The organism is Caulobacter sp. S45 (genome assembly GCF_009765965.1).
GTDB lineage: Bacteria > Pseudomonadota > Alphaproteobacteria > Caulobacterales > Caulobacteraceae > CAHJWH01.
Map to the genome: position 1 here is coordinate 583179 of NZ_LMUL01000014.1, position 24376 is coordinate 607554.

17 protein-coding genes and 1 tRNA gene are annotated in these 24376 nt (G+C 67.0%); 11 read left to right on the forward strand and 7 right to left on the reverse strand.

Translation table 11 applies throughout. The annotated features are described in order from the left end of the window. Positions 1-209: 209 nt before the first annotated feature. Positions 210-686 (reverse strand): hypothetical protein, encoded by a 477-nt coding sequence (locus GSQ87_RS22725; RefSeq protein ID WP_254062861.1) that lies wholly within the window; start codon positions 684-686, stop codon positions 210-212. Positions 687-1171: 485 nt separating this feature from the next. Between GSQ87_RS22725 and GSQ87_RS09825 the strand changes: the two genes are divergently transcribed. Both GSQ87_RS09825 and GSQ87_RS09830 read left to right on the forward strand, forming a co-directional pair. Then, positions 1172-1993 (forward strand): LytTR family DNA-binding domain-containing protein, encoded by an 822-nt coding sequence (locus GSQ87_RS09825; RefSeq protein WP_158917530.1) that lies wholly within the window; start codon positions 1172-1174, stop codon positions 1991-1993. Positions 1994-2093: 100 nt separating this feature from the next. Beyond that, a complete protein-coding gene (locus GSQ87_RS09830; RefSeq protein WP_158915284.1) occupies positions 2094-4337 on the forward strand; it encodes a CocE/NonD family hydrolase in 2244 nt (747 codons plus the stop codon). Positions 4338-4424: 87 nt separating this feature from the next. Here the strand turns inward: GSQ87_RS09830 and GSQ87_RS09835 are convergent, their stop codons facing one another. Together GSQ87_RS09835 and GSQ87_RS09840 are read right to left on the reverse strand one after the other, a co-directional pair. Beyond that, complete coding sequence (locus tag GSQ87_RS09835; RefSeq protein WP_254062863.1) at positions 4425-6233, reverse strand: DUF885 family protein; 1809 nt, start codon at positions 6231-6233, stop codon at positions 4425-4427. Between the two features lie 667 nt (positions 6234-6900). Then, positions 6901-6990, reverse strand: a tRNA-Ser gene (locus GSQ87_RS09840). Between the two features lie 177 nt (positions 6991-7167). On the opposite strand from GSQ87_RS09840, the gene GSQ87_RS09845 reads away from it, so the two are divergent. Together GSQ87_RS09845 and GSQ87_RS09850 are read left to right on the forward strand one after the other, a co-directional pair. Further along, positions 7168-8196, forward strand: a complete 1029-nt coding sequence (locus GSQ87_RS09845; protein WP_158915285.1) for an aldo/keto reductase — start codon at positions 7168-7170, stop codon at positions 8194-8196. A 78-nt stretch (positions 8197-8274) separates the two neighbouring features. After that, entirely contained in the window at positions 8275-9729 is a 1455-nt protein-coding gene (locus tag GSQ87_RS09850; RefSeq protein ID WP_158915286.1) for an amidohydrolase family protein, read from the forward strand. A 34-nt stretch (positions 9730-9763) separates the two neighbouring features. Here GSQ87_RS09850 and GSQ87_RS09855 read toward each other — a convergent pair whose 3' ends face one another. From GSQ87_RS09855 to GSQ87_RS09865, 3 genes are all read right to left on the reverse strand, one after another. Then, the gene (locus tag GSQ87_RS09855) at positions 9764-10135 is read right to left on the reverse strand and encodes a cytochrome c (protein ID WP_158915287.1); all 372 of its coding nucleotides are present in this window, start codon (positions 10133-10135) and stop codon (positions 9764-9766) included. Between the two features lie 17 nt (positions 10136-10152). Continuing rightward, the gene (locus GSQ87_RS09860; RefSeq protein ID WP_254063134.1) at positions 10153-12045 is read right to left on the reverse strand and encodes a thiamine pyrophosphate-binding protein; all 1893 of its coding nucleotides are present in this window, start codon (positions 12043-12045) and stop codon (positions 10153-10155) included. Between the two features lie 236 nt (positions 12046-12281). Continuing rightward, complete coding sequence (locus tag GSQ87_RS09865) at positions 12282-13316, reverse strand: 5-methyltetrahydropteroyltriglutamate--homocysteine methyltransferase (RefSeq protein WP_158915289.1); 1035 nt, start codon at positions 13314-13316, stop codon at positions 12282-12284. A 187-nt stretch (positions 13317-13503) separates the two neighbouring features. Here GSQ87_RS09865 and GSQ87_RS09870 point away from each other — a divergent pair, with 187 nt between their 5' ends. After that, on the forward strand, positions 13504-14823 hold the full coding sequence (locus tag GSQ87_RS09870) for an APC family permease (protein ID WP_158915290.1): 1320 nt from the start codon (positions 13504-13506) through the stop codon (positions 14821-14823). Positions 14824-14829: 6 nt separating this feature from the next. Here GSQ87_RS09870 and GSQ87_RS09875 read toward each other — a convergent pair whose 3' ends face one another. After that, complete coding sequence (locus tag GSQ87_RS09875) at positions 14830-15678, reverse strand: oxidoreductase (RefSeq protein ID WP_158915291.1); 849 nt, start codon at positions 15676-15678, stop codon at positions 14830-14832. A gap of 194 nt (positions 15679-15872) precedes the next feature. On the opposite strand from GSQ87_RS09875, the gene GSQ87_RS09880 reads away from it, so the two are divergent. The 6 genes from GSQ87_RS09880 (at position 15873) to GSQ87_RS09905 (ending at position 24376) form a co-directional block, all read left to right on the forward strand. After that, the gene (locus tag GSQ87_RS09880) at positions 15873-16568 is read left to right on the forward strand and encodes a MarC family protein (protein WP_158915292.1); all 696 of its coding nucleotides are present in this window, start codon (positions 15873-15875) and stop codon (positions 16566-16568) included. 112 nt (positions 16569-16680) lie between these two features. Continuing rightward, on the forward strand, positions 16681-17943 hold the full coding sequence (locus GSQ87_RS09885; protein ID WP_254062864.1) for a multidrug effflux MFS transporter: 1263 nt from the start codon (positions 16681-16683) through the stop codon (positions 17941-17943). Positions 17944-18000: 57 nt separating this feature from the next. Further along, positions 18001-18657, forward strand: coding sequence for a CAP domain-containing protein (locus GSQ87_RS09890; RefSeq protein WP_158915293.1), 657 nt, complete (start codon positions 18001-18003; stop codon positions 18655-18657). Between the two features lie 157 nt (positions 18658-18814). Beyond that, on the forward strand, positions 18815-20989 hold the full coding sequence (locus tag GSQ87_RS09895) for a TonB-dependent receptor domain-containing protein (RefSeq protein ID WP_158915294.1): 2175 nt from the start codon (positions 18815-18817) through the stop codon (positions 20987-20989). 163 nt (positions 20990-21152) lie between these two features. Further along, positions 21153-22031 carry an alpha/beta fold hydrolase gene (locus GSQ87_RS09900; protein ID WP_158915295.1) on the forward strand — a complete coding sequence of 293 codons (879 nt, stop codon included), beginning with the start codon at positions 21153-21155 and terminating at the stop codon, positions 22029-22031. A gap of 170 nt (positions 22032-22201) precedes the next feature. Continuing rightward, positions 22202-24376: a prolyl oligopeptidase family serine peptidase gene (locus GSQ87_RS09905; RefSeq protein WP_216839193.1), complete on the forward strand. Its 2175-nt coding sequence runs from the start codon at positions 22202-22204 to the stop codon at positions 24374-24376.

The following is a 24376-nucleotide window of genomic DNA, read 5'->3' on the forward strand; positions in this document are numbered from 1 at the left end:
ACTACATCTCTGAGCGCAGGAACTGTACTCCATCGCCAGGATCTGGACTTCAACCCCACAGACCTGGAGAAACACGATGAGCCGCACCCTCAACACACTTTCCGCCATCGGCGCGTTGCTGATGGCCGTGACGCCGTTGGTCGCCCTGGGAGCTTTCGCCTATGCTTGATCGGCGTATCGCAAAGCCGAGGCCGGCCCTGATCCGCGCCTCAATGATTCTGCTCAGCCTGGCGGTCCTGCCCCAGGGGGCGCTTGCAGCGGCCCCGCAAGTCAAGGGCGGCGCTGGCGGCGAAGTCATCACCGCAGATGATGCGAACGGACATAAGGTCGTCGTGGTTCGCGACGGCAGTCGTCCGGATCGTCTTTCGGGCGCGCACCAGGTCCTCATCTATGGTGACGACGAAGGACGTGTGGTGAAGGTCTACTCCGACCATGCCGTGAACCGCCAGCAGGTCGAAGCCCAACTTCAGTGGGCACGGGAGCAGGGCGAGCGTGCCCGGGCGGCGGGACGGCGCGCAGCTGAAGATGGGCTGCGGGCCGCAGAGGAAGGCCGGCGCGCAGCCGCTGAAGCGCGCATCGAAGCGGCTCAAGCGCGAGAGGAAGGCATGCGAGCGGCAGCCGAAGGCCGCCGAGCGGCCATGGAAGCCTTGCGCGCCGCCGAGCAGGCCCGCGCTGATGCGACTCAAGCTGTTTCCGCGGGGATGGATGCGCGCAGACCAGTCCACGATAGCCACTGAGCGACTCGAGTGGAGGCCTTCGGGCATAGTTGCGACGCCTGATAGCGGACATCGCTCGCCGACGAGTCCATGAGTTAGACCAACTTTCGACCCTTAGGCGACGTTTGCGGAGTTCGCTCCTCGGCCCTCAAGCCCGACAATTCCCGATGTCGCCTTCCAGAGTCCGCGCCCGGAAACGGGTCGACCCCGGCATTCAAAAATCCGACTTCCGGGCCCACGGGTCGGACGCGACCCTTCATGTTTTTTGTCGCTTGATGGCTGCCGGATAAGGCCGACTTTTCAGATGAATGAACTTGTGCGCGCGACGAGATAGGGCTTTTGCGACCCTTCAGAGGTCCTTATCGTAGCTCCCATACGCACGCTGCGTTAGAGCTTCGCCCATGACAGTCTGGCCACAGGGCGGGATGATTTATTGTTCTAATACACCGGCGCCCATGTCTAAACGACACTTTCCCGATCTGCTCGCGATTGGCCTAGTGTTTCTGGCCTACACGATAACGGTCTGGGCGGCGCTCGGATTGAGCTTTGGCGCGGCCCTGGTCGGCGGGGCGGCCAATACCGTGCCCGTGGTGATCTTCGGCGCATTCGCGCGCCACCTGATAGTCACACGGCTGGTCGGGCGCGGCCTGCTGGTCCAGACCCTCGGCCATGTCGGTCTTTGCGCCGCCTTCGCCCTGCTATCGTTCTGGCTCCTGATCGTCCTGCTCGGCCTGGCCAACGGCGCCTCGCTGACCGAGTTCTCGGTGCGCGCCTTCCCGACGGGAGGATCAGCCTGGCAACTGCTCGAGGAGGTGACTACCTACGCGGTCCTGGCGGCCCTCACCTATGCGCAGCTCGGCAAGGCCGCGCCTTCGCCGAGCGCCGAAGAGCCGTCGGCCAGCGACGGCCCGACGGTCGCCAATCCCGAGGTGGAACGCGCACGCGTCCCCGAGCCGTCGCGGTACTTCATCCGCGACGGCGACGACCTCCGGCCCATCGACCTCGAACGCGTAGTGTGTATCGGCGGGGCCGACGACTACGCGGAGGTGACAACGCTGGATGGCAGCCATCTTGTGCGCATGACCTTGTCCGAATTCGAACAGACGCTCGACCCGGCCAGGTTCGCTCGCGTCCATCGCTCGTGGATCGTCAATCTCGACTGCGTCGAGCGGGTCGAGCCGGCCGGTGGTGGCCGCATGCTACTGCACATGAGAACCGGCCAGGCGGTGCCTGCGAGTCGATCCGGCGCTCGGAGCCTCCGCGACCGGGTCCTCTGACCGACGGCTTAGAGTTGTTCGCCTCATCCCGGCGCCCGTTCGCCGATTTTCCCTCCGCGTCCTCTGCGTTCGGCTACCGGTCCGGCGACTGGAGACGCCCATGCCCCCTGCCTTCCGACGCCTCGCGGTCGCGCTCTGCGCCACCTTCGCCATCCCCGCCAACAACGCTTTCGCCGAAAAAGGCGGTCCACCGGTCGCAGCCGACGCCGACGCCGCCCAGTTCAAGGGCGCCGCCGAGGCATTGCTCCCCGCCTACACCGCCGCGACCAGTTCGACCGACCTGACTAGGCTCTATCGCCTGCAACTCGCCGCCGGGCGCTACGCCACAGCGGAGGACACGCTAGCGAAGCTGCAGGCGCTCTACCGCCGGACGGAACCCAGCCCCGCGGATGGATTGATCCCCTGGCGCACCTACACGCGCGCGCAGCGCTACGCGCAGGACGGCATGGCCTTTCCATCGGCCTTCGGACGCGCGTTCGCCGAGTCGTACGGCGACCTGTCCAACCGGCGCATGGCGGACGTGCTGCCCTGGTGGCATGCCGACCTGGACGAACTGCACCGGGCCTACGACGAGGCGGCGAAGGCGTGCCTGGGCGTGGCTCTGGCCGTTTGCCCGTCCGGCGCTGAGGTGGTCTCGACCCGGGAAGCGCTAGCAGCTTGGGAAGTCCTGATGTCGACCTCCCCCTTGCTCATCCGCGCCGACGCTGAACGACGCTTCCACATCGACGACCAGTTGCTGATCCCGACGCCGGACGGCGCGCAGATCGACGCGTTGCTGGTACGGCCACGCTCGACGGAGCGGCCTAAGCGTGTCGCCCTGCTGAACTTCACCATCTATGCCAACGACCGCTGGAGCTTCGCCGACGCAGTGAAGATGGCGGCTTACGGCTACGCTGGGGTGGTCGCCTATACGCGGGGCAAGGGGCGCAGCCCCGGCCCGGTCACCCCGTACGAGCACGACGGCGCGGACGCCGCCACGGTGATCGAATGGCTCGCCCGCCAGCCATGGAGCGACGGACGGGTCGGCATGTTCAGCGGCAGCTACAACGCCTCGACCCAATGGGCGGCGGTCAAGCACCGTCCGGCCGCGCTGAAGGCCATAGCCACCAACGCCAGCAATGCGCCCGGCGTCGATACCCCCATGCAGGGCAACGTGTTCCAGAGCTTCATCTATCCGTGGCCGTTCTACACGACCGACACTAAGAGCCTGGACGACAAGACCTATGGCGATACGGCCCGCTGGGACCGCCTGGAGCGCAAGTGGTACGCGAGCGGCCGGCCTTATCGCGATCTGGACAAGATCGACGGCAAGCCCAATCCGGTGTTCGACACCTGGCTGAACCATCCGGATTACGATGCCTATTGGCGACGCTTGATCCCCTATGGCCGTGAGTTCGCCGGGGTGGACATCCCGGTGTTCGTCGAGACGGGTTACTACGACGGCGGCATGGTCGGAGCGCTCCATTACCTGGAGCAGCACTACCGCTATCGGCCGTCGGCCGACCATCGCCTGCTGGTTGGCCCCTACCACCATACGGCGATGCAGACCGGCGTCCTGCCCGTCGTCGACGGCTACGCCATCGACCCGGCGGCCCGGATCGATCTCCAGGACATCCGGCTGAAATGGTTCGACCACGTCTTCTACGGCTCGCCCCTGCCGGAAGTGCTGAAAGACCGGATCAATTTCGAGGTGATGGGCGCGAACCGATGGCGCCATGTCCCCGCCCTCTCGCAGATGGCGAACCACCGCCTGCGGCTCCACCTCACCACGCGACGCGATGGCGACCGCCTGCTTTTCAGTCCCACGGCCCCGGCTTCAAGCGCTCTTGGGCCTGAACTCGAGGTGAACCTGGCCGACCGCAGCGATGCGGATTATCAGCCATCGACAGATCGCCCGGACACCCGCAACGCCCTGGTCTACACCACCGCGCCGCTGGCCCGCGCCACAGAGGTCGACGGCCTGTTCCACGGACGGTTCGCGGTCGAGATCAACAAGCGCGACTTCGATCTCGCCATATCCTTCTATGAGCAGCGAGCCGACGGCCGCTACCTATCGCTGGCCTCCTACCTCGGCCGGGCCAGCTACATGGCCGATGGGACGCACCGGCGCCTGCTTGTCCCCGGCCGCCGCACGACCTTGACCTTCCAGAGTCAGACCCTCACGGCTCGTCTGCTCTCTCCGGGTAGCCGCATCGTCGCTGTCGTCGGCGTGCCCAAGCGCCCTGACATGCAGATCAACTATGGAACCGGAAAGGATGTCAGCGACGAATCCATCACCGATGCCAAGACGCCATTACGCATTCGCTGGCTAACAGGCAGTTATATTGAGTTGCCGATTATGTAACACGAACTAAATACGCTTTCGAAGCCTCAATCTTACCGCCTGCCTCTCGGGTTTTCTGCCAATTAATTTGCGCTAACAGAACCCGCCTCAGGCTTTTTGCGCCGCGATGAAGGCGTCGACCCGTCCTTCCAGCACCGTCAGCGGCATGGAGCCGGAGAGCAGGACCGCGTCGTGGAACTGGCGGATATCGAAGCGTGGACCCAGCGCGGCCTTGGTCTTCTCCCGCAGGCGCAGGATGGTCACCTTGCCCACCATGTAGCTGCAGGCCTGACCCGGCGTGACGCAGTAGCGCTCGATCTCCTGCTGGGCGAGCGTGATCGGATCGCCGTCGATGTCGGCCAGGGCCTGGCTGGCCCGCTCGCGGCTCCACTTTAGGACATGCAGGCCGGTGTCGGTGACCAGGCGCCCCGACCGCAGCAGGGCGTCGTGGATGTAACCCAACTCCCACTCGGGATGGTCCTTGTAGAAACCCATCTCCTGGGCCAGTTGCTCGGAATAGACCGCCCAGCCCTCGCCATAGGCGCCGAAGCCGCCAACCTTGCGGATCAGCGGCAGGTCGGCCTGGCGCTGAAGCGTGTTCTGCAGATGGTGGCCGGGAATGCCCTCGTGGAAAGTCGTCGTCGGCATATCCCAGAAGGGCGCTTCGGCCGTATCCCGCAGGTTCAGCCAGTAGATGCCCGGCCGCGTCCCATCCAGGCTGCCGCTGGTGTAGTGGGTGGACGCTCCCTGCTCCGTTGCCGGCGGGATGCGGCGAATCTCCAGCGGCGTTTTCGGCAGGGCGCCGAAATAGGCCGGCAAGCGCGCCTGCATGTCCTGCACGAGGGCGTTGAGATCGGCGACCTCCTTGGCCTTGCCCTCATCGGTGTTGGGGTAAAGATACTTCGGGTCCTTGAAGAGGGCTCGGTAGCGCTCCGCCACGCTTCCCTGGGTCATGCCCAGTTTCTTGAAAAGCACGTTGGCGCGCGCGTTCAGATCCTCGGTGACGTCCAGGCCCAGCCTGTGTACTTCGGCCGGGCTCATGGTCGTGGTCGTGCGGATACGCAGCGCCAGCGCATAGTAGGCCGCGCCGTCCGGCAGGCGCCAGACGCCGGCCTCATGCGTCGCCCTGCCCTTCAGGCCTTCCATCAGCGCCATCTGGCGGTCCAGCGCCGGCAGCACCTGCTGCTCGTAGACCTTGGTCGCTTCGCCCCGCCAGTCGCCGTCGATCCCTTTGGCCTTGGCGCGATCGGCCACCGACGACACCAAGGTCGACCTGTCGGCCGGCGCATGCAGGGTCTTCATCTGGCTAAGTGCGCTGGCGATGCAGAAGTCCGGCGGCACGACGCCCAGCCCCACGTCATGGCGGACGCGCTCGACCTCCTGGTCCATCAGCCGGGCGAATTCGCTCAAGCGCGCGACGTAGGCCTCGCAGTCCGCCTTCGTCGCGATGGTGTGCTGGCTGTCGAGGAAGTCGGGGATTTGTTGATAGGCGCCGCTGATCTGGCTCAGTACATAGGGCGAGTTACCGGTCGGATAGGCGAAGCGCCGATTGCCCTCGTCGGCGGCCTCAAGGTTGTAGATCACGCAGTCGTAGTCCACCGCCGCCATGCCAGTCAGCGCCTTGCGGTCGATCTTGCGCAGGCGGGCGAGGTTGGCGGCCGTCTCCTGCTTGCGCTGCTCCACCGCAGCCAGGGAGCCGTCGTGCAGCTTTGATTTCGCCGCCGCGCGCGCGCCCTTGTCCAGGCCCAGCGAACTCACCTGCTCCGGGCTATGGTCCAGGTTCTGGTCGAAGATGTCATCGAAGGCCTTGTTGAGCTCGACCTCAACGCCGGACGCCGACTGCTGCGCATGGGCGGTCCCCGCCAGCGCCGCCGCGCCCGCGGTGGCCAGGAAGCTGCGGCGGTCGAAATGGTTCACGACTGGATTTCCTCCGATTCTGACGCCATGCAGCTCATCACGCCAGCTTCCTATACTCAGCCTTGATCGCAGCGGCTTCCACGATCCCAAAGCGCATAGTCTATTGTCACCTGGGCCGGTCAAACGAAAGGCGAGCTCCCGGCTGCTCGCTAGGACCGCTTGGCGCCCATAGCAGGAGTCAGCGCCGCTCCGGTTTCTCACATGTGCGGCGCGCGCGCGCCGCGCGAGCGCACGCACGCTTGGGCCGGCGTTCGTCGACCTGGTGAAGACCTGCCGTCACGCGGCCAGTGAATTGCATCGGCAATCTCTACCCGGTGGGTCAGATCCTTTGTTGCGCAACGGTTTCGCGTGAGGGAGCCGGCTCAGCGGTCGGGGAAACTCTCTGAGAGAACGCCGAAATTTTCTAGAGAATATCGCGCCGCCTCAGTCAGACGGCTCAAACGGCGCTCGAAACCGCAAGAATTGTAAATACTTCCAAATCCACGCCATCAACACCAAAACCGTAGCCGTGACGGCTTCTCCGCAGCAAAGTAAAAACAAATACCGCCAGCTCGCGCCAATAGTCAAATTTTTTGCTAGGGAGACTTTGGCTTGAACTCCGCGCGCTCTTGTGGTCGGCAGGTTTTACACCCACACAACTCTGCAAAACCTTGGCTTTATTAGTTAATGGCGGTGACGGTGGGATTCGAACCCACGATACCCTTTCGGGTATGACGATTTAGCAAACCGTTGCCTTCAGCCTCTCGGCCACGTCACCAGAAGCGTGCGGGCTTAGCTGGTTCGGAGCGGTCTGGCAATCGAGCCGAACGCCTCTTTGGTTCAAAGCCCATCCATCGGCCGTCGCGCGTTGAATTGGGCCGGTCGCGGCCTACATCCCCTGCGTCAGGCTGGCGCAGGCGCGTCGGCGATCTTCGTCCGTGCAATGGAGTCCATCATGGAATTTCGACGTCTCGGCGCGTCCGGTTTCACCGTACCGGTCCTGAGCTTCGGCACCGGCACCTTCGGCGGCAAGGGGGAGTTCTTCGAGGCCTGGGGCAACACCGACGTGACCGAGGCCCGCCGGCTGGTGGACATCTGCCTGGATGCGGGCCTGAACATGTTCGACAGCGCCGACGTCTATTCCGCCGGCGCGGCCGAGGAGGTGCTGGGCGAAGCGCTGAAGGGCCGTCCCCGCGACAGCGTGATCATCTCGACCAAGGCCACCTTCCGCGCCGGCGAGGCGGCCAATGCGGTCGGCTCGTCGCGCCACCACCTGGTCGCGACGGTGGAGAAGGCGCTGAAGCGGCTGCAGACCGACTATATCGACCTGTTCCAGCTCCACGGCTTCGACGCCCTGACCCCGCCGGAAGAGGTGCTGTCCACCCTCGACCAGCTCGTGCGCGAGGGGAAGATCCGCTACATCGGCGTGTCGAACTTCTCCGGTTGGCACCTGATGAAGTCGCTGGCCGTTTCCGACAGGTACGGCTACCCGCGCTATGTCGCCAACCAGACCTATTATTCGCTGATCGGGCGCGACTACGAGTGGGAGTTGATGCCCCTGGGTCTGGACCAGGGCGTGGGCGCGGTCGTCTGGAGCCCGCTGGGCTGGGGACGGCTGACCGGGAAGATTCGCCGTGGCCAGCCGTTGCCGGAGACCAGCCGACTGCACAAGACCGGCGACAAGGGCCCGCAGATGGACGACGAGTACCTGTTCAAGGTGGTCGACGCGCTGGACGCGGTCGCTGGCGAGACCGGCAAGACCATCCCTCAGGTGGCGCTGAACTGGCTGCTGCAGCGGCCCACCGTCTCCACCGTGGTGGTCGGCGCGCGCAACGAGGAACAGCTGCGCCAGAACCTCGGCGCGGTGGGCTGGAACCTGACGACCGAGCAGGTGGCGCGGCTGGACGCGGCAAGCAAGATCACGGCCGCCTATCCCTACTGGCACCAGGACATCTTCCGGGAGCGCAACCCTTCGCCGGTGTGATCGCGGCCTGAGAAGGCTTGCGGCGAAGACGGCGCCGGCGCAGCTTCACCATTCCCGCCTCTTGGACATGGAATCGTGATGCGTCAGCCCGCCTTCGCCCTGGCTACCCTGGCGACCGTTCTATCCGCAGCGGCGGCGCACGCCCAACCCGCGGCCGATCCAGTCACCGGGTTCGCGCCGTCGGACACAGCCTTCGTCGCCTACGCCCAGCCGCGCATCGCCTTCACCCATGTGGAGGTGGTCGACGGCACGGGCGCGCCAGCCAGGCGCGACATGACTGTGGTGGTCGATCATGGCCGCATCGCCGCCATCGGCCCCTCCGCCCGCCTGAAGCCGCCGCAGGGCGTCGCGGTGATCGAGGGAACCGGCAAGACCCTGCTGCCCGGCTTCGTCATGGTGCACGAGCACATGTTCTACCCCTCGCCCAAGGGCGGCGAGTACGGCGAGTTCCCCTACAGCTTCTCGCGGCTCTATCTGGCCGGCGGGACCACCACGCTTCGCACCGGCGGCACACTGGCGACCTATGGCGACATCAACACCGCCCACGCCATCGCCGCCGGACGCCAGCCCGGCCCCGACATGGACGTCACTGGGCCCTATCTCGAAGGCCAGCACCTGCTGACCTCCAAGATGGTGGCGTTGAAAGACCCTGCCGACGCCACGCGCACCGTGAACTTCTGGGCCGACGAGGGGGCGACCTCGTTCAAGGCCTACAACTATCTCTCCCGCGCCGAACTGAAAGCCGCCATCGACGCCGCCCATGCGCGAGGGCTGAAGCTCACCGGCCACCTCTGCTCGATCACCTATGGCGAGGCCATCGACCTGGGGATCGACAACCTGGAGCACAGCTTCGCGGTGGCCACCGACTTCGTGAAGGACAAGACGCCCGACGCCTGTCCCTCGCCCACGGCCACGCTCGCCTCGCTGAACGCGCTCGACCCCGACGGGCCCGAGGTCGGCGCCCTGATACATAGGCTGATCGACCATCATGTGGCGCTGACCTCCACCCTGACGGTGTTCGAGACCTTCTCGGCGGGCCGCCCGGAGGCCCCCGCCGCCGCCCGCGACCTGCTCGCCCCACAGTGGCTGTCTTCATACGAGACGCGCTGGACCCAGACCCAGACCTCAGATCGGGGACGGCAGTACGCCGCCTTCTTCCCCAAGCTGATGCGGATGGAAAAGCGCTTCGTGGACATGGGCGGCGTGATGCTGGCCGGCACCGATCCCACCGGCTACGGCGGCGTGGTTCCCGGCTACTCGGGCCGGCGCGAGGTGGAACTGCTGGTCGAGGAAGGCCTCAGCTTTCCCCAAGCCCTGAAGATCTCGACCCTGAACGGCGCACGCTATCTGGGCCGCGAGCAGGCGGTCGGTTCGATCGAGGCGGGGAAGCAGGCCGACCTGATCCTGGTGGACGGCGATCCCACCGCAAACGTTTCGGCGCTCGACCACATGCCCTTGGTGTTCAAGTCCGGCGTCGGCTATCGCACCTCGGCCATCTTCGAGGCGATGAAGTCCGCCATCGGCGTCTACTAGAGGCGCATTCCGGCGCGGCTCCACCCCCCGCGCCTCACTTCAGGTTCAGCAGCGGGATTTCCGACGCCGGCTTCGCCTTCGGGATGCTGCGCAGATAGGCGTAGATGTCCGCGGCCCCGGCGTCGGGCAGCACCTTGGCGGTGTAGACCGGCATACGGGCGCGTGGACTCCTGAGCTGCTGCAGGACCGCTTCGTACGACAGGGGGGCGGGCGCGAGCTTGGGGCCGAACACGCCGCCACCCTCGCCCGACGTGCCGTGGCATTGGTAGCAGCCGTCCGCCAGGAACAGCTTACGCCCATGGCCGGCGTCGCCCTGCCCGGCCGTCACCTGAGCCTGGACCGGCAGGCCTGGGAGAGCCGCGGCTAGAACACTGGAGACCGCCAGGACGAAGGAAGCTCTGCGCATCGTCGACCCCTCCGCCCTCACCGGCCCTGCGAAACGACGTCGATCAGCGCCGGCTCGCCCTTCTTCACCACCTCGATAGCCCTGCGGATGGCTGGGCCGAGATCGCGCGGATTGTCGATCGGTCCCTGGCCGTAGACGCCCATGCTGCGGGCGAGCATGGCGTAGTCGATGTTGGGATTGGCGATCTCACAGCCGATATGCACCCGGTCGATCCCGCGCTGGCGACGGTCCGCGATCGCCTGGAGCTGCATGATCTCCATGTGGTAGCCGCGGTTGTTGTGGATGATGTAGAGCAGCGGGATCTTCTCGTGAGCCGCCGTCCACAGCACGCCGGGACCGAACATCAGATCCCCATCGCCATTGATACAGACGCTGAGCCGCCCGTGCTTCTGGTTGGCGAGCGCCGCGCCCAGGGTCGCCGGCGCCGTATAGCCGATCCCCGCCCCGCCCTGCTCGCCGATGTACTGGTAGTGCTTGTCCGCACTCCAGAGCTGCTGGGGCCAGTGGCTTTGGAACAGCGTGCCCGAGACCAGCGACCAGTCCTCGTCCTTGATCTCGGCGTAAAGCTCCTGGCACAGGCGCGGCATGGAGATCGGACTGTCGTCCCAGCCGTAGGTCGCCGCGTCCCTGGCGCGCTGGAGCGCCAACTGGTGGGTGTGGGCGAAGCGGGTGCCTCGCGCGGCGATGGCGGCCTTGCGGCTGTCGGGAAGCTGGCGCTTCACCTCTTCGATCAGCGAGGGCAGCGTGGCCTGGGCGTCGGCCGCCATCGCCAGATCCACGTCGAGCGGGAGGCGCTGGAAGTCCTGGTAGTTGGACTTCATGTACAGGTCGACCGAGGAGATGGTGATCCGCTTCGATCCCGACTGCATGAGGGAGCGGACCTCGCCATCTGGCGACCGCTCGGCCGAGACGGCGAAGGGATCGCCGGGCTCCAGCTCCAGCAATACGTCGGCGCGCGAGATCAGACCGCGCTGGCTGGCGGTCTGGTTGAGCGGATGCCGCCAGGGGAAGTTGAGGCGATTGCTGCTGTCGATCACCGGCGCCTGCAACGCCTCGGCCAACTCGACCAGCAGGCGCAGGCCTTCCGGCGTGCGTGCGCAGCGGTCGGCGAAGATCACTGGATTTTCCGCCTCCACCAGCATCTTGGCGGTGTCGCGCACCGCGCCTTCCTCGGCCGCGGGGGCCGACAAGCTGGGCAGGCGGGGGATCGGCGGCGGCTTGTCGCCGGGGATCGGGTCCTCCTGCATCAGGGTGTCGACCGCCAGCAGGGTCGGCCCGTAGGGCGGGGTCATGGCGAACTTGTAGGCGCGCACGGCGGAGTCGCCGAAGGCGCGCAGCGAGCCGGGCTGGTCGTCCCACTTGGTGTAGTCGCGCACCATGGCCGCGCCGTCCTGGGCGGCGTGGTCCCAGTCAACCCAGAGATTACGGCGCGTGGCGTCGATGGAGGCGCCGGTGATCATGAACACCGGAACCCGGTCGCACCAGGCGTTGTAGATGGCCATCGAAGCGTGCTGCAGCCCGACCGCGGTATGCATCCCGCAGGCCATCGGCTTGCCTTCGATCTTGGCGTAGCCGTGGGCCATCGCCACCGAAGCCTCCTCGTGCATGGTGGTGAGGAAGCGCAGGTTCGGCGCGGTGGTCATCCCATAGTTGATGATGGCCTCGTGCAGCCCCATGAACGTATTGCCAGGGGTGGCGGCGAAATACTCGATCCCAAGGCTGCGCATCACGTCCACCATGTAGTCGCCACCGCAGCTCGAATAGGTGAGCTCACGATTGCGCGGCGTGGATTCGTCCTTGAGCGTCACGGCGCCCTGGCGGCGCGGCGTGTTGGGGTCCGAGGTCCCCTGCTGGGATGGCCCAGGCTGGGCCTGAGCTAGGGTCGAGGCGGCCGTCGCGGTCGCGGCCACACCGCTCAATGCGGCGCCCTTCAGGAAATTGCGTCGACGGAGTCCGAGATTAGCCTGGTCTTCCACGCTTCCACCCCATGTTCCGACTTATCAAATCGGATTCATTTTGGGCGAATGGTAGGCGTACTGATCGAGCTTGTCGACCTAGGCTAAATCACAATCGATGCGAGAACATCTCCCGTCGCGCCGAGACGAATCCGAGCGTGACGGGAGGACAGTTCAAAAGATGAAGCCCCTTACGCGACCTTGCGCTCGAGTTCGTCGCGGACAAGCTTAGCGCCCGCCGCCATGGCGGCCATCTTGCCGAAGGCCACGTCGCGCGACAGGTACTTGAGCCCGCAGTCGGGGGCCACGATCACCTTCTCCGGGTTCACATAAGGCAGGGCGCGGCGGATGCGGGACGCCACCACTTCGGCGCTCTCGATCTCGGAGGTGGACAGGTCCAGCACGCCTAGGATGATGGTCTTGCCACGCAGCTTCTCCAGCACCGAGGTGTCGAGGTTGGACTGCGCCGTCTCGATGGAGATCTGCTGCACGTTGGATTCCGCCAGTTCCGGCAGGAACGAATAGCCTTCCGGACGCTCGTGGATGATCTGGGCGTAGCCGAAGCAGATGTGCATAGCCGTGCGGCCTTGGATACCGTCCAGGGCGCGATTGAGCGCCTTCAGGCCGTATTCCCGCGCAGCGTCGGGGCGGGCCTGCATGTAGGGCTCGTCGATCTGAACAATGTCGATACCGGCCGCGAACAGGTCCCGGATCTCCTCGTTGACCGCCGCTGCGTAGTCCAGCGCCATTTCTTCGGTGGTGGCGTAGAAATCGTTCTGCGCCTGCTGGGCCATGGTGAAGGGACCCGGCACGGTGATCTTGGTCATGCGGTCGGTGTGCTTGCGCAGGAACTCGACGTCGCGGACCTGTACGGCGTGCTTGCGGCGGATCTTGCCGACCACGCGGGGAACGGGGTTCGGGTGGCCGCTGCGATCCAGGGCCGTACCGTGATTGTCCATGTCCACGCCTTCGAGCGCGGTGGCGAAGCGGTTGGAATAGCTTTCGCGGCGCATCTCGCCGTCGGTGATGATGTCCAGGCCGGCCCGCTCCTGCTCGTGGATGGCCATCAGGGTGGCGTCGTCCTGCGCCTGTTCGAGGTATTCGGGGGCCACGCGCCACAGTTCCTGCACCCGCACCCGGGGCGGGAACCGGCCGGCCAGTTTCTCGCGGTCGATCAGCCAGTCGGGTTGAGGATAGGAGCCCACCAGGGACGTCGGAAGGAGCATGGGTGCGGCCTTTAATTTTGGTTGAATTGATTTTGACGGCAAACTTCCACAGTCGGCGGTTCGAGGCAACCTGGACCTGGGATCGCCGGGACGCGGGCTCAACCCCTTCTCGCGCCTCCAAATCCTGCGCATAGCTATGGCGACGTTGGCGGCGTTTTCGGGGCGCGGCGATATCCAGGGGCGTTGCATGGCGGACGAAGCGGCGTTCCGGGATCATGGCGGACACGGCCTCGCACGGGAGCTGGGTCCGTGGGGGCTCGGCGCCGGGGTGTTCAACACCGTCGTGGGCGCAGGCATCTTCGTCCTTCCGGCGACCCTGGCGCGCGAAGTCGGCGCCGCGGCGCCTCTGGTCTATCTGGCCTGTGCGGTCGCCATGGGCGGGGTCGCCCTGTGCTTCGCGGCGGCGGGTAGCCGCGTCCCGACCAGCGGCGGTCCCGCCGGCTATGTGCAGGCCGCCTTCGGCCCGCTCGCCGGCTTCGTGATCGGCGTTCTGGTGTGGCTGGGCGCGGTGCTGGCCGCGGCCGGCATCACGGCGGCGATCGCCGACAGCCTGGCGCGCGTCCTGCCGTCGATCGGACACGGCGCGGGGCGCAACGCCTTCATCGTCGCCCTGCTGGGCATGTTCGCGGTGGTGAACATCGCGGGCGCGACACCCGGCGTGCGGCTGGTCGGGGTGATGACGGGGGCGAAGCTGATCCCGCTGCTGGTGCTGCTTGCCGTGGGCGCGGCGCACCTGCATTTCGGCCATCCGATCTCGGCGATTGGCCGCAGTCCGAGCGCCGGCTTCGGCCGAGCAATGATCCTGGCCCTGTTCGCCTTTCAGGGCATGGAGACGGCCCTGAGCCTGAGCGGAGAGGTCCGCCGGCCTGAACGCAACGTGCCCCTCGGCCTGCTCGGCGCGATGGGGCTGGTCACAACGCTTTACATCGCCATCCAGATCGTCGCCCAAGGCGTGTTGGGGCCGGCGCTTGCATGCTCTTCCGCGCCGCTGGCCGACGCGGCGGGGAGCATCTCGCCCGTCCTGGGCCAGCTGTTGCTGGTGGGCGCGGCGATCTCCATGCTGGGTTATCTCGCCAGCGACGCGCTGAGCGCCCCTCGGCTGCTGTACACCTTCGCGCGGCAGGGTCTGTTGCCCAGGGGCCTGGGCGCCGTCTCCGGCACCACACGCGCGCCCTACCCGGCCATCCTGCTGCACGCCGGCCTGGCCGCGCTCCTGGCCTTGAGCGGGAGCTTCGCCGAGCTGGCCACCCTGTCCTCGCTGACCACGGTGGTGGTCTATATGGCGGGCTGCCTGGCGGCGGTTATGCTGCAGCGGCGCCAGGTGGCGCTCGCCGGCCCTCCCCTCAAATTCAAGGGCCTGATCGTCGCCGCCGCCATCGGGATCGCCGGCATGGTGTGGATCGCCATCCACGCCTCGGTCTGGGAAGCGCTCGGGCTCGTCGGGACCTTGGCGGCGAGCATCGGCTGGTACGCCGCCGCCCGACGCCTGAAGGTGCGAGCGGCCTGAAACGGCTCAGGCGTCCGGAAAGTCCGTCGCCACGGACGTCTCGCGCCAGGCCTCGACCTCGTCCAGGGCCGAGCGCAGGCGCTTGACCACCGCATCGACGCCCCAGGCGCCCAGCACCAGGTGACGCGGCGGCGCGTCCATCTCGGCGACCTGGATCATGGCCTGGGCTGCGCGGACGGGATCGCCGGCCTGGCGACCGCTGCCGGCGGCGGTGTTCTTGAGCCTGGCGGCCGCCGTCTCCGCGTATTCCGGGATATGGCTGGCGGTCTGCTTCAAGGACCGGCCCGCCCAGTCGGTGCGAAAAGGACCCGGCTCGATACAGGTGACGTGGACACCGAAGGACGCGGCCTCGGCCGCCAGCGCGTCGGAGAAGCCCTCCACCGCATGCTTGGACGCCGCGTAGTAGCCCGAGCCCGGAAAGCCGGCGAGCCCGGCCACCGAGCTGAGGTTCAGGATCCGACCCCGTCGCCGCGCGCGCATGCCCGGCAGCACCGCGCGCGTCATGGCGAACAGGCCGAACACATTGGCCTCGAACTGAGCGCGGATTTCGGCGTCCTCGCCCTCCTCGATGGTGGACTGGTAGCCATAGCCCGCATTGTTCACCAGCACGTCGATCGCGCCGAAACGCGCCTCGGCCGCCTCCACCGCCGCCGCGATCTGAGCGGAATCAGTGACGTCCAGATCGAGCGCCAGGGCGCGCTCGCCACCCGGTTCGACCAGATCGGCCACGCGCGCCTTGTCGCGCGCCGTGACCACGGCCCGACCGCCACGCTCCAGCACCAGACGGGCGAGGTCGCGCCCGAACCCGGTCGAACAGCCGGTGATGAACCAGATGGAAGGGGTCGTGTCGGTCATCGAGGTCGGTTCCGTGGCGGCTAGCGAGGCGGCGATGGTCTAGGCGTGCACGGCGGCGATGCATAGCCGCGTTCCCGATAGCCGAGCGCCACACGAAGGGTGGCGAACCGAATCGGGGTTGGTAGAGTGAGGCGACGGCGCAGGGGCTGGCCGTCGCCCTCCCTAACGTCGTCTCGCCCAAAAAGGATCAGCAGTTGGAGTTCGGCCTGCTTCCCGTCGGCAGCCTGCTCGGCGCCTTCCTGCTGGGGTTTCCGACCCTGTTCTCGATCGTCAATCCGGTCGGCGCCGCGTTGACCTTCTACAACGTCACGCAGGACCGCACGCACCCCGAGCGCCTGGTGTTGGCGCGCCAAATCGGGTTCTATTCGCTGTGTATCCTGCTCGGATCGCTGTGGCTGGGCAGCTATATCCTGAACTTCTTCGGCGTCAGCCTGGGCGCGCTCCGGGTGGCGGGCGGCCTGGTGGTGGCGATCCGGGCCTGGGGCCTGCTGATGGCCCCCGAGACCCACGAAGACCGCAAGCAGAACGACGCCGCCCCCGCCGCCGGGGGCGCGGAGGACGTGGCCTTCTTCCCACTCACCATGCCCTTCACCACCGGACCCGGATCGATTTCGGTGGCGATCGCCCTGGCGTCCGAGCGTCCGAACGACGGGCGCGCGGTGCTGCCCTTCTTCGCCGGCCTGACCCTGGCCGCGATCGCCATCTGCGTGCTCATCTGGGTGCTCTACGCCTTTTCCGGTCGCGTGCTGTCGCGGTTGGGACCGGCCGGCGCGCGCGTCGTCACCCGGCTGGCCGCCTTCCTGCTGCTCTGCATCGGCGTGCAGATCCTGAGCAACGGCGCGGAAAGCCTGCTGCGGCCCTGGCTGATCGACACGATCAAGCACGTCTGAGGCGACACGTCCGTCCGGTCGAGGCTAAAGCCGAGGTTTCGTCAAAACTGGAGAACCTATATGCCGAGGTGAGCGGCGCATCGTCGCCCATCCTTCCAGCCCGAAAGCGTCGATGTCCTCGAACTCCGCCGCCCCGTCAGCCGCCGCCCACGGCATGGGCTTCGTCCCGTTCGTGCTGCTGATCGCGGCGATGATGGCGCTGGGCGCGCTCGGCATCGACTCCATGCTGCCCAACCTGCCCGCCATCGCCGGCGCGCTGGGGGTGTCGGACGAGAACAAGCGCCAGCTGATCATCACCTGCTACATGCTGGGCTTTGGCGGCGCCCAGATCATCTACGGCTCGCTGGCCGACCGGTTCGGCCGCCGCCCCGTGCTGCTGGTCGGACTTGGCCTGTACATCGTGTTCAGCCTGACGGCGGCGCTGTCGCGTTCGTTCGAACTGCTGCTGGCCGCCCGCGTGCTGCAAGGCATCGGCGCCGCCGCCACCCGGGTACTGCCGGTCTCCATCGTGCGCGACTGCTATTCCGGGCGCGACATGGCGCGGGTGATGTCGTTGTCGTCGATGGTGTTCATGGGTGTGCCGGTGCTAGCGCCGACGCTCGGCCAAGCGATCGTGCTGGTGGCGCCCTGGCCATGGATCTTCGGCGCCCTGGCGGCCATGGGAACCGCGGTGCTGGTCTGGGCCAGCTTCAAGCTGCCCGAAACCCTGCATCCGGAGGATCGCACCCCCATTGAGGCGTCGCGCATCCTGCGAGCCTTCCGCATCACCCTGACGACGCGGGAAGCCATTGGCTACACCCTGGCCCAGACCCTGGTGTTCGGGGGCCTGCTGGGCTTCATCAACTCGTCCGAGCAGGTGTTCGCGGACGCCTTCAAGGCAGCGAACCTGTTCACCGTGGTGTTCGCCATCGCCGCCAGCTTCATCGCCCTGGCCTCGCTGCTGAACGCGCGGCTGGTGGGGCGGCTGGGGATGCGGGCGCTGTCGCACTCGGCCCTGTTGGCCTACATCGTCCTCGCCGCCATCCACACCGCCATCGCGATCAGCGGCCACGAGACCCTGGTGATCTTCGCCGCATTGCAGGCCGCCACCATGTTCACCTTCGGCCTGACCTCGGGCAACTTCAACGCCATGGCCATGGAGAAAATGGGCCACATCGCCGGCGCAGCTTCTTCACTGCAGGGCTTCATCAGCATGATCGGGGCCTCGCTGATCGGCTATTTCATCGGCCAGCAGTTCCACGGGACAGCGACCCCCATTCCCGTCGGTTATCTGGTCTGCGGGATCGGGGCCTTGGGGGCCGTGCTCTACGCCGAACGCGGCAAGCTGTTTCGCGCCCAGCACGCATCCAGCCCATTTGTTTCGGCTGCGCACTAAAAGGCCGCGCCCCCTCCGCCAACCTCTCGCCTCAAAGCTTGCCGCATAGGCGAGACCATGCGCCATCTACGCCTTTCGCCCTTCGCGGGCTTGCTGCTCGCCCTCGTCCCCGCCCTACACGCTCAAGCCCAGGAGCGGCCGGACATGGACCGCGAGGTGCTAGCGGAGATCAATGACGTGCGCGCCCATCCTGCCGCCTTCGCCCAGACCCTGCGCCGGTATCGCGGGCTGTTCGAGGGCCGGTTGCTGCACAATCCGCAGGGCTACGGCGACCGCATGACCAATGAAGGCGTGGCCGCGGTGGACGAGGCGATCGTCTTCCTAGAGCGCCAGAAGCCGCTTCCCGCCCTGACCTCGTCAGCGCTGCTGGCCCGCGCCGCGACCGACCAGGTGCAGGACCAGGGGCCGCGTGGGCTGGTCGGCCACATCAGCTCCAACGGCGCATCCCCCGCCGACCGCGTGCGCCGCTACGGCCCGATGCGCGGCGTGGTCGCGGAAAGCATCGCCTATGGCGAGACCACGGCCGAGGGGGTGGTGCGCGCCTTCGTGGTCGACGACGGGGTGCGTAACCGCGGCCATCGCGCCGACGTGTTCGACCCATACCTGCGCTTCGCCGGCGTCGCCTGCGGGCCGCACCGGGCCTATCGCGCCATGTGCGTGATCGATTTCAGCGGGCCGTTGGCGACCGGGGCGTTCGAGCGTTCAGGCTCCTGAAGCCGGCACGGGCGCCGATAGCCGCTCCCCGCCGCGCGGGCCGACAAGGTCACGGTTCTGGACAAACGCCGCGTCGCCCCTTTCAAGGTGAAACCGTGACGTTTTAGGATGGACGCGGCGCATGACGACGACGTCTCGCCACGCCCGGGGATTTTTCATGTCGAAGCGTCGAAGCGCCCTGCTGGGATTGGGCGCCCTCGCCATCTGCACGAGCGCGGCGCAGGCCCAGTCGACTGCATCCTCCGACAAGCCGGGCGGGCCCGCATCCAAACCCCGCAGAGCTGTCGCCGTCTCCCCGGTGCAGGTCACCGCCTCCAAGCACGACGACACGCCGGCCAAGCTCGACCACATCATGGCCGAGGTGGCCGGGACCAAGATCACCGTCACCAAGAAAACCAACGTCACCAAGCTGGATCAGCAACCCACCGTCGTCGCCAACGACCTACAGCAGGTGTTCGTGCATTCTCCGGGCGTCCTGGTCAGCGAGCAGCAGACGCCGACCCAGGTCAACCTGGGCTACCGGGGCCTCGGCAATCCGCAGGCGTCGGGCTACGTCCTGGTGCTGCAGGACGGCGTGCCCATCACCACCGACTGGATCGGGTCGCCGACCCTGAACTACCTGCCCCTGCCCCAGGGGATCAGCCAGGTGGAGGAGTTGCGAGGCGGCTCCAGCCTCACCTACGGGCCCGACGCCACGCCGGCGATCAACTTCGTCTCCAAGCGCCCCAAGCCCGGCGAGCCGCTGACCGGCTATAGCGAGCAGGTCGGTGGGAGCGACGGGCTCTATTCGACCTACAACGTGATCGAGGGGACCCGCGGCCCGTTCGAGTTCCGCACCAGCTTCGGCTACGTGCATTCCGACGGGGAGCGCCAGAACGCCCAGAGCGACGTGCGCCAGGGCGACCTCTACATCGGCTATCGGCCGGATGCGCAGCAGCTCTGGGCGCTGGACTTGCACGCCTATGATGCGCGGGCGGGCGATCCGGGGCGGATCGGCTACGCCCAGTTCAAGCGCGATCCGTCGTTCTCGCCCACACCCGACAACGAGGACTGGGTCAGCCGCTATTCCGCGGTGCTGACCCACGAGCGCGACTTCGGCGATGGCTGGCATTTCGAGGGCAAGGCGTTCATCGCCTACCAGGACCTGGCCAGCCGCTCCGCCGCCGACGACGTCGCGGGCGTCGCACCGGCGACCACAACCTTGCAGGACCAACTGTATCGTAGCGAGGGTGCGGACCTGCGGCTGCGCAAGCGCTACGGGAAGGGCGACGCCTTCACCGTGGGGGTCGATATCTACCACGACGACGCGCCCTTCCGGCAGTGGATCGGCGACGACCTGCTGGCGCCGCGCGACGATCACGACGGGACTGCGCGCCTGCGCCAGGCGCGGTCCTCGAACTACGAGTCGATCTTCGCCGAGAACGTCTGGCGGCTGCCCTACCGCTTCCACCTCGTGCCTTCGGTGCGGCTGGAGCACGAGGAGGTGTCGGTGGACGAGTCCATCATTCCCCCTACCCTGACCCGCCCGCTGCTGAACGCGAACGCCAACCGCAATGTCCCGCTGTTCGGTATCGGCGTCGGCAACGATTTCGGTCGTCAGAACGAGACCTATTTCAGCGTCACCCAGGGCTGGCGACCGATCGGGTTCCTCGACGTGGCGTCGCCCTTCACCAACACCCTGCCGCGCAACCTGTCCGATCCGTCCAAGTCGGTGACCTACGAAGGCGGGGTGCATGGCACACCCCTGACCGGGCTGTTCTACGATGCGGACCTGTTCTGGATCGACCTGGACAACCGCATCGAGACCATCGCGCTGAACAATATCGACACGTTGGACCAGAACACCGGCGACACCCGCAACCGGGGCTTCGAGGGCGAGATCTCCTACGATTTCCTGGCGGCCCATCCGGACGGACGGCACTTCAGCGTGTTCGCCAACCTGCAGCTGCTGGACGCCCGCTTCACCCATAGCGACCTTCTCGGCCAGGTCGGCAAGACACCCGCCTACGCCCCGCATGCGCTCGGCAAGTACGGCGTGACCTGGCGCGAGGACCACCGCTACAGCGTCAGCCTGACCGGGGTGTCGGTCAGCTCCCAGTTCTTCCAGGACAGCGACCAGTCGGCCAACACCGGCGACGGCTTCGTCCCGGCCAAGATCCCCGGCTACACGGTGCTGGACATCGCGGGCGACTGGTATCTGACCGGCAAGGTGCGGTTGCTCGGCGGCGTCTCCAATCTCGGCGACGTTCGTTATTACTCGCGCGCGTTCCAGGACGGTATCGAGCCCGCGCCGGGCCGCACCGTCTATGGCGGGGTGGCGCTGGGATTCTGAGTGAAACCCCTCCCTCACCCTGTGGCGCCGAAGTCGCGCCGCACCCGGACAAGTTTACGATAAAGCCAAGCTTAACCGAACCCATGCCTATGTTCTGCGTTCCGACCTTGACTATGGAGGTTCAAGGGTGAGTGCGCGTCATCGTCCCCGCGGAATACTACAGATGGGCTACGCGGCATGGTCGTGCGGCCATGGTAACCGACGCGAGCATCTTCCGGTCAGCCAGGAATATTCGCCCGATGTGGTGGAGCGTTTCAGTTTCCCGGCCGGCGGCGGCTATCCCTGGACCCTGTCCGCCCTGCGCACCCCGCGCCTGACGCCGGCGCCCTGGCGGATCGTGGTGATCACCGGCGCGCCATCCTGGGCGGAATACTGGTCTCCGGCGATGGCGGACCTGCCTTTCAACCGCGAGATGGTGGTGGTGGACCGGCCGGGCTTCGCCTGTTCCGAGCCCGAGGTCTGCGTGCCCGACATCACCGTGCAGGCAAAGGCGTTGGCCCCCTTGCTGGACCCGGTTCCCGGTCAAAGGGTGCTGTTGGTCGGCCAGTCCTACGGCGCCGCCATCGCCACCCTGATGGCGGCCAACCACCCGGATCGGGTCGACTCTCTGCTGCTGCTCTCCGGCTTTTTCGGCGAACTGGGCCCGACCGCGCGATTGCTGGTCGAGCTGGGCGCCCGCTGCTGGCCGGTCATCCCGCGCGACCTGCGCAACGCCATCACCGAGGTGAAGGGCCAGCGGCGGCAGCTGCGCCGGATGCGGTCCGCGCTGAAGCGGCTGGCCATGCCGCTGCACTCCGTCCACGGCGACCGCGACGACTTCGCGCCGCTTCAGGTGGCCCAGACGCTCAACCGGTGGAACAAGGGCGGCCTGCGCTTCTCCATTGCACCGGGCGCCGACCACTTCCTCAACGACGGGCCGACCGGCCCGTTGCTGCAGCAGCTCGAGGCGGCGATTCCAGGCTACGCCGAAATCGCCGCGCCGAAGCTGGTGGAAATCCCCGCGTCGGTGGAGGCGATCCCCGTTCTGCAAGAGGCCTGCTGAGCGCATCTCCCACCACCCGTCGCCTCGGCTCGTCTAATTCTTATGCGCCGCGCCGCTATCCGATTGGCGAAGGGCGCACAGGGATAACCTTCTGTTTGACAGGGTTGTAACCGCCACTGACTGTCGGCTCCGCTGTTCTGCGCATAAGCGCGGCGATCTTGGGGCCTTACGTGATCATCAAGCCTGTGCGGGCGGCTTACGTCGCAATCCTCGCGTCCATCCTGCCGATGTCGGCTTCGCCCTCGGCAGCGGCGGAGGGTGGCTTCACCCTCAAGCAGGTGCTGAGCTATCCCTATGTCAGCGACCTGACAGCGGCGGAGCGGGCAGACAGGATCGCCTGGGTCCAGGACGTCAACGGCGTGCGCAACGTCTGGACGGCGGACGGCCCGAAGTTCACCCCGCGCCAGCTCACCCACTACACCGAGGACGACGGTCAGGAGCTGACCCAGCTCAGCTTCACCCCGGACGGCGGCCGCCTGGTCTATGTGCGCGGCGGCGACCATGACGCCAACTGGCCCGCGGACGGCCACCTCGATCCCGACCCCACGGCCGACCCCGAACAGCCGAAGGTGACCATCTGGTCCATTGCCCTGCCCGGTGGCGCGCCGGTGAAGGTGGCCGAGGGCGATGCGCCCGCCCTCTCCGCCAAGGGCCGGCTGGCCTATGTGAAGGACGATCAGGTCTGGACCGCTTCGCTCGACGGCATGACCAAGGATGGCGCAGGCAAGGACGGGATAGGCAAGGAAGCAGCCGGCAAGCCCGAACGCCTGTTCTTCGATCGCGGCAAGGACGCCAAGCTGGTCTGGTCGCCGGACGGGACGCGCCTAGCCTTCGAATCCCGGCGCGGAGACCACGCCTTCATCGGGGTGTTCGTCGGCAAGGACCAGCCCCTGACCTATCTGGCGCCGTCGACCGGGCGCGACTCCGCACCGGCCTGGTCGTCGGACGGGACCCGCATCGCCTTCACCCGCAGCCCAGGCGCGGGCGGCCCGCCGGAACCGATGCTGACCCAGAAGCCCCGGCCCTGGTCGATCTGGACCGCAAGCGTGAGCGGCGGCGAAGGTCATCTGGTGTGGAAGAGCCCCGACACCCTGGCCGGCTCCTATCCCGACATCGCGGGGCGGGCGAACCTGGCCTGGGCGGTGGGCGACCGGCTGGTGTTCATGGCCGATCTCGACGACTGGCCACACATGTACTCGATCCCCGCCGCAGGCGGCGCGCCCCTGCTGCTGACGCCCGGCCCCTTCATGGTCGAGGACGTGGTCCCGAGCCGCGACCACCGCTTCCTGGTCTACAGCGCCAACACCGGCGCCGCGCCCGGCGACGACGACCGCCGTCACCTGTTCCGCGTTCCGGTCGACCGGGCCGCGCCCTCGCCGTTGACCTCGGGCGACGGCGTCGAGACCAACCCGGCCATCGCGGGCGAGGACAGCGTCGCCTTCATCACCGCCGGCCCCAGGGCGCCTGCAACGGTCGCCTCCGTCGATATGGCCGGCCACGGGCGGCGCGAGGTGGCGTCGGGCGTCCCGGCGGACTTCCCCACCCAGGCGCTGGTGGTCCCCAAGCTGGTGAGCTTCAAGGCCGCCGACGGCCAGGTGGTGCAGGGCCAGCTATTCCAGCGCGACGACGGCGGGGCGCCCAAGCCCGGCGTGATCTTCGTCCACGGCGGGCCCAAGCGGCAGATGGTGCTGGGCTGGCACTACATGGACTATTACGCCAACGCCTATGCGGTGAACCAGTATCTGGCCAACCACGGCTTCACGGTGCTGTCGATCAACTACCGGCTGGGGATCGGCTACGGCCAGGCCTTCGAGCACGCCCTGCACGCCGGCGCGGCGGGGGCTGCGGAATACCAGGACGTCCAGGCCGGCGCGAAGTTCCTGCAACAGGTGCATGGGGTGAACCCGGCCAAGATCGGCATCTGGGGCGGCTCCTACGGCGGCTACCTGACGGGCCTGGCGCTATCGCGCAATTCGGACGTGTTCAAGGCCGGGGTGGACATGCACGGGGTGCACGACTGGTCGGCCCTGCTGGTCAAGGAGCGCGGCCTGCCCGACGGCCGATACGAGAAGGGCGACTGGGACGAGGCGATGAAGCTGGCCTTCCAGTCGTCGCCCGACGCCGATGTGGCGACCTGGCGCTCGCCGGTGCTGCTGATCCAGGGCGACGATGACCGCAACGTGCCGTTCCACCAGACCGTCGACCTGGCCCAGCGGCTGGCCGCCCAACACACCCCGTTCGAGGAGATGGTCATCCCCAACGAAATTCACGGCTTCCTGCGCCGCGAGAGCTGGCTCAAGGCCGATACGGCGACGGTCAAGTTCCTGGAGGAGCAGCTGAAATAG

Excerpts from the sequence above, each read along its gene's own strand:
- GSQ87_RS09825 (WP_158917530.1), top strand. The coding sequence starts at position 1,172 with ATGTCTAAACGACACTTTCCCGATCTGCTCGCGATTGGCCTAGTGTTT.
- GSQ87_RS09830 (WP_158915284.1), top strand. The coding sequence starts at position 2,094 with ATGCCCCCTGCCTTCCGACGCCTCGCGGTCGCGCTCTGCGCCACCTTC.
- GSQ87_RS09845 (WP_158915285.1), top strand. The coding sequence starts at position 7,168 with ATGGAATTTCGACGTCTCGGCGCGTCCGGTTTCACCGTACCGGTCCTG.
- GSQ87_RS09850 (WP_158915286.1), top strand. The coding sequence starts at position 8,275 with ATGCGTCAGCCCGCCTTCGCCCTGGCTACCCTGGCGACCGTTCTATCC.
- GSQ87_RS09855 (WP_158915287.1), bottom strand. The coding sequence starts at position 10,135 with ATGCGCAGAGCTTCCTTCGTCCTGGCGGTCTCCAGTGTTCTAGCCGCG.
- GSQ87_RS09865 (WP_158915289.1), bottom strand. The coding sequence starts at position 13,316 with ATGCTCCTTCCGACGTCCCTGGTGGGCTCCTATCCTCAACCCGACTGG.
- GSQ87_RS09870 (WP_158915290.1), top strand. The coding sequence starts at position 13,504 with ATGGCGGACGAAGCGGCGTTCCGGGATCATGGCGGACACGGCCTCGCA.
- GSQ87_RS09875 (WP_158915291.1), bottom strand. The coding sequence starts at position 15,678 with ATGACCGACACGACCCCTTCCATCTGGTTCATCACCGGCTGTTCGACC.
- GSQ87_RS09885 (WP_254062864.1), top strand. The coding sequence starts at position 16,681 with ATGTCCTCGAACTCCGCCGCCCCGTCAGCCGCCGCCCACGGCATGGGC.
- GSQ87_RS09890 (WP_158915293.1), top strand. The coding sequence starts at position 18,001 with ATGCGCCATCTACGCCTTTCGCCCTTCGCGGGCTTGCTGCTCGCCCTC.
- GSQ87_RS09895 (WP_158915294.1), top strand. The coding sequence starts at position 18,815 with ATGTCGAAGCGTCGAAGCGCCCTGCTGGGATTGGGCGCCCTCGCCATC.
- GSQ87_RS09900 (WP_158915295.1), top strand. The coding sequence starts at position 21,153 with ATGGGCTACGCGGCATGGTCGTGCGGCCATGGTAACCGACGCGAGCAT.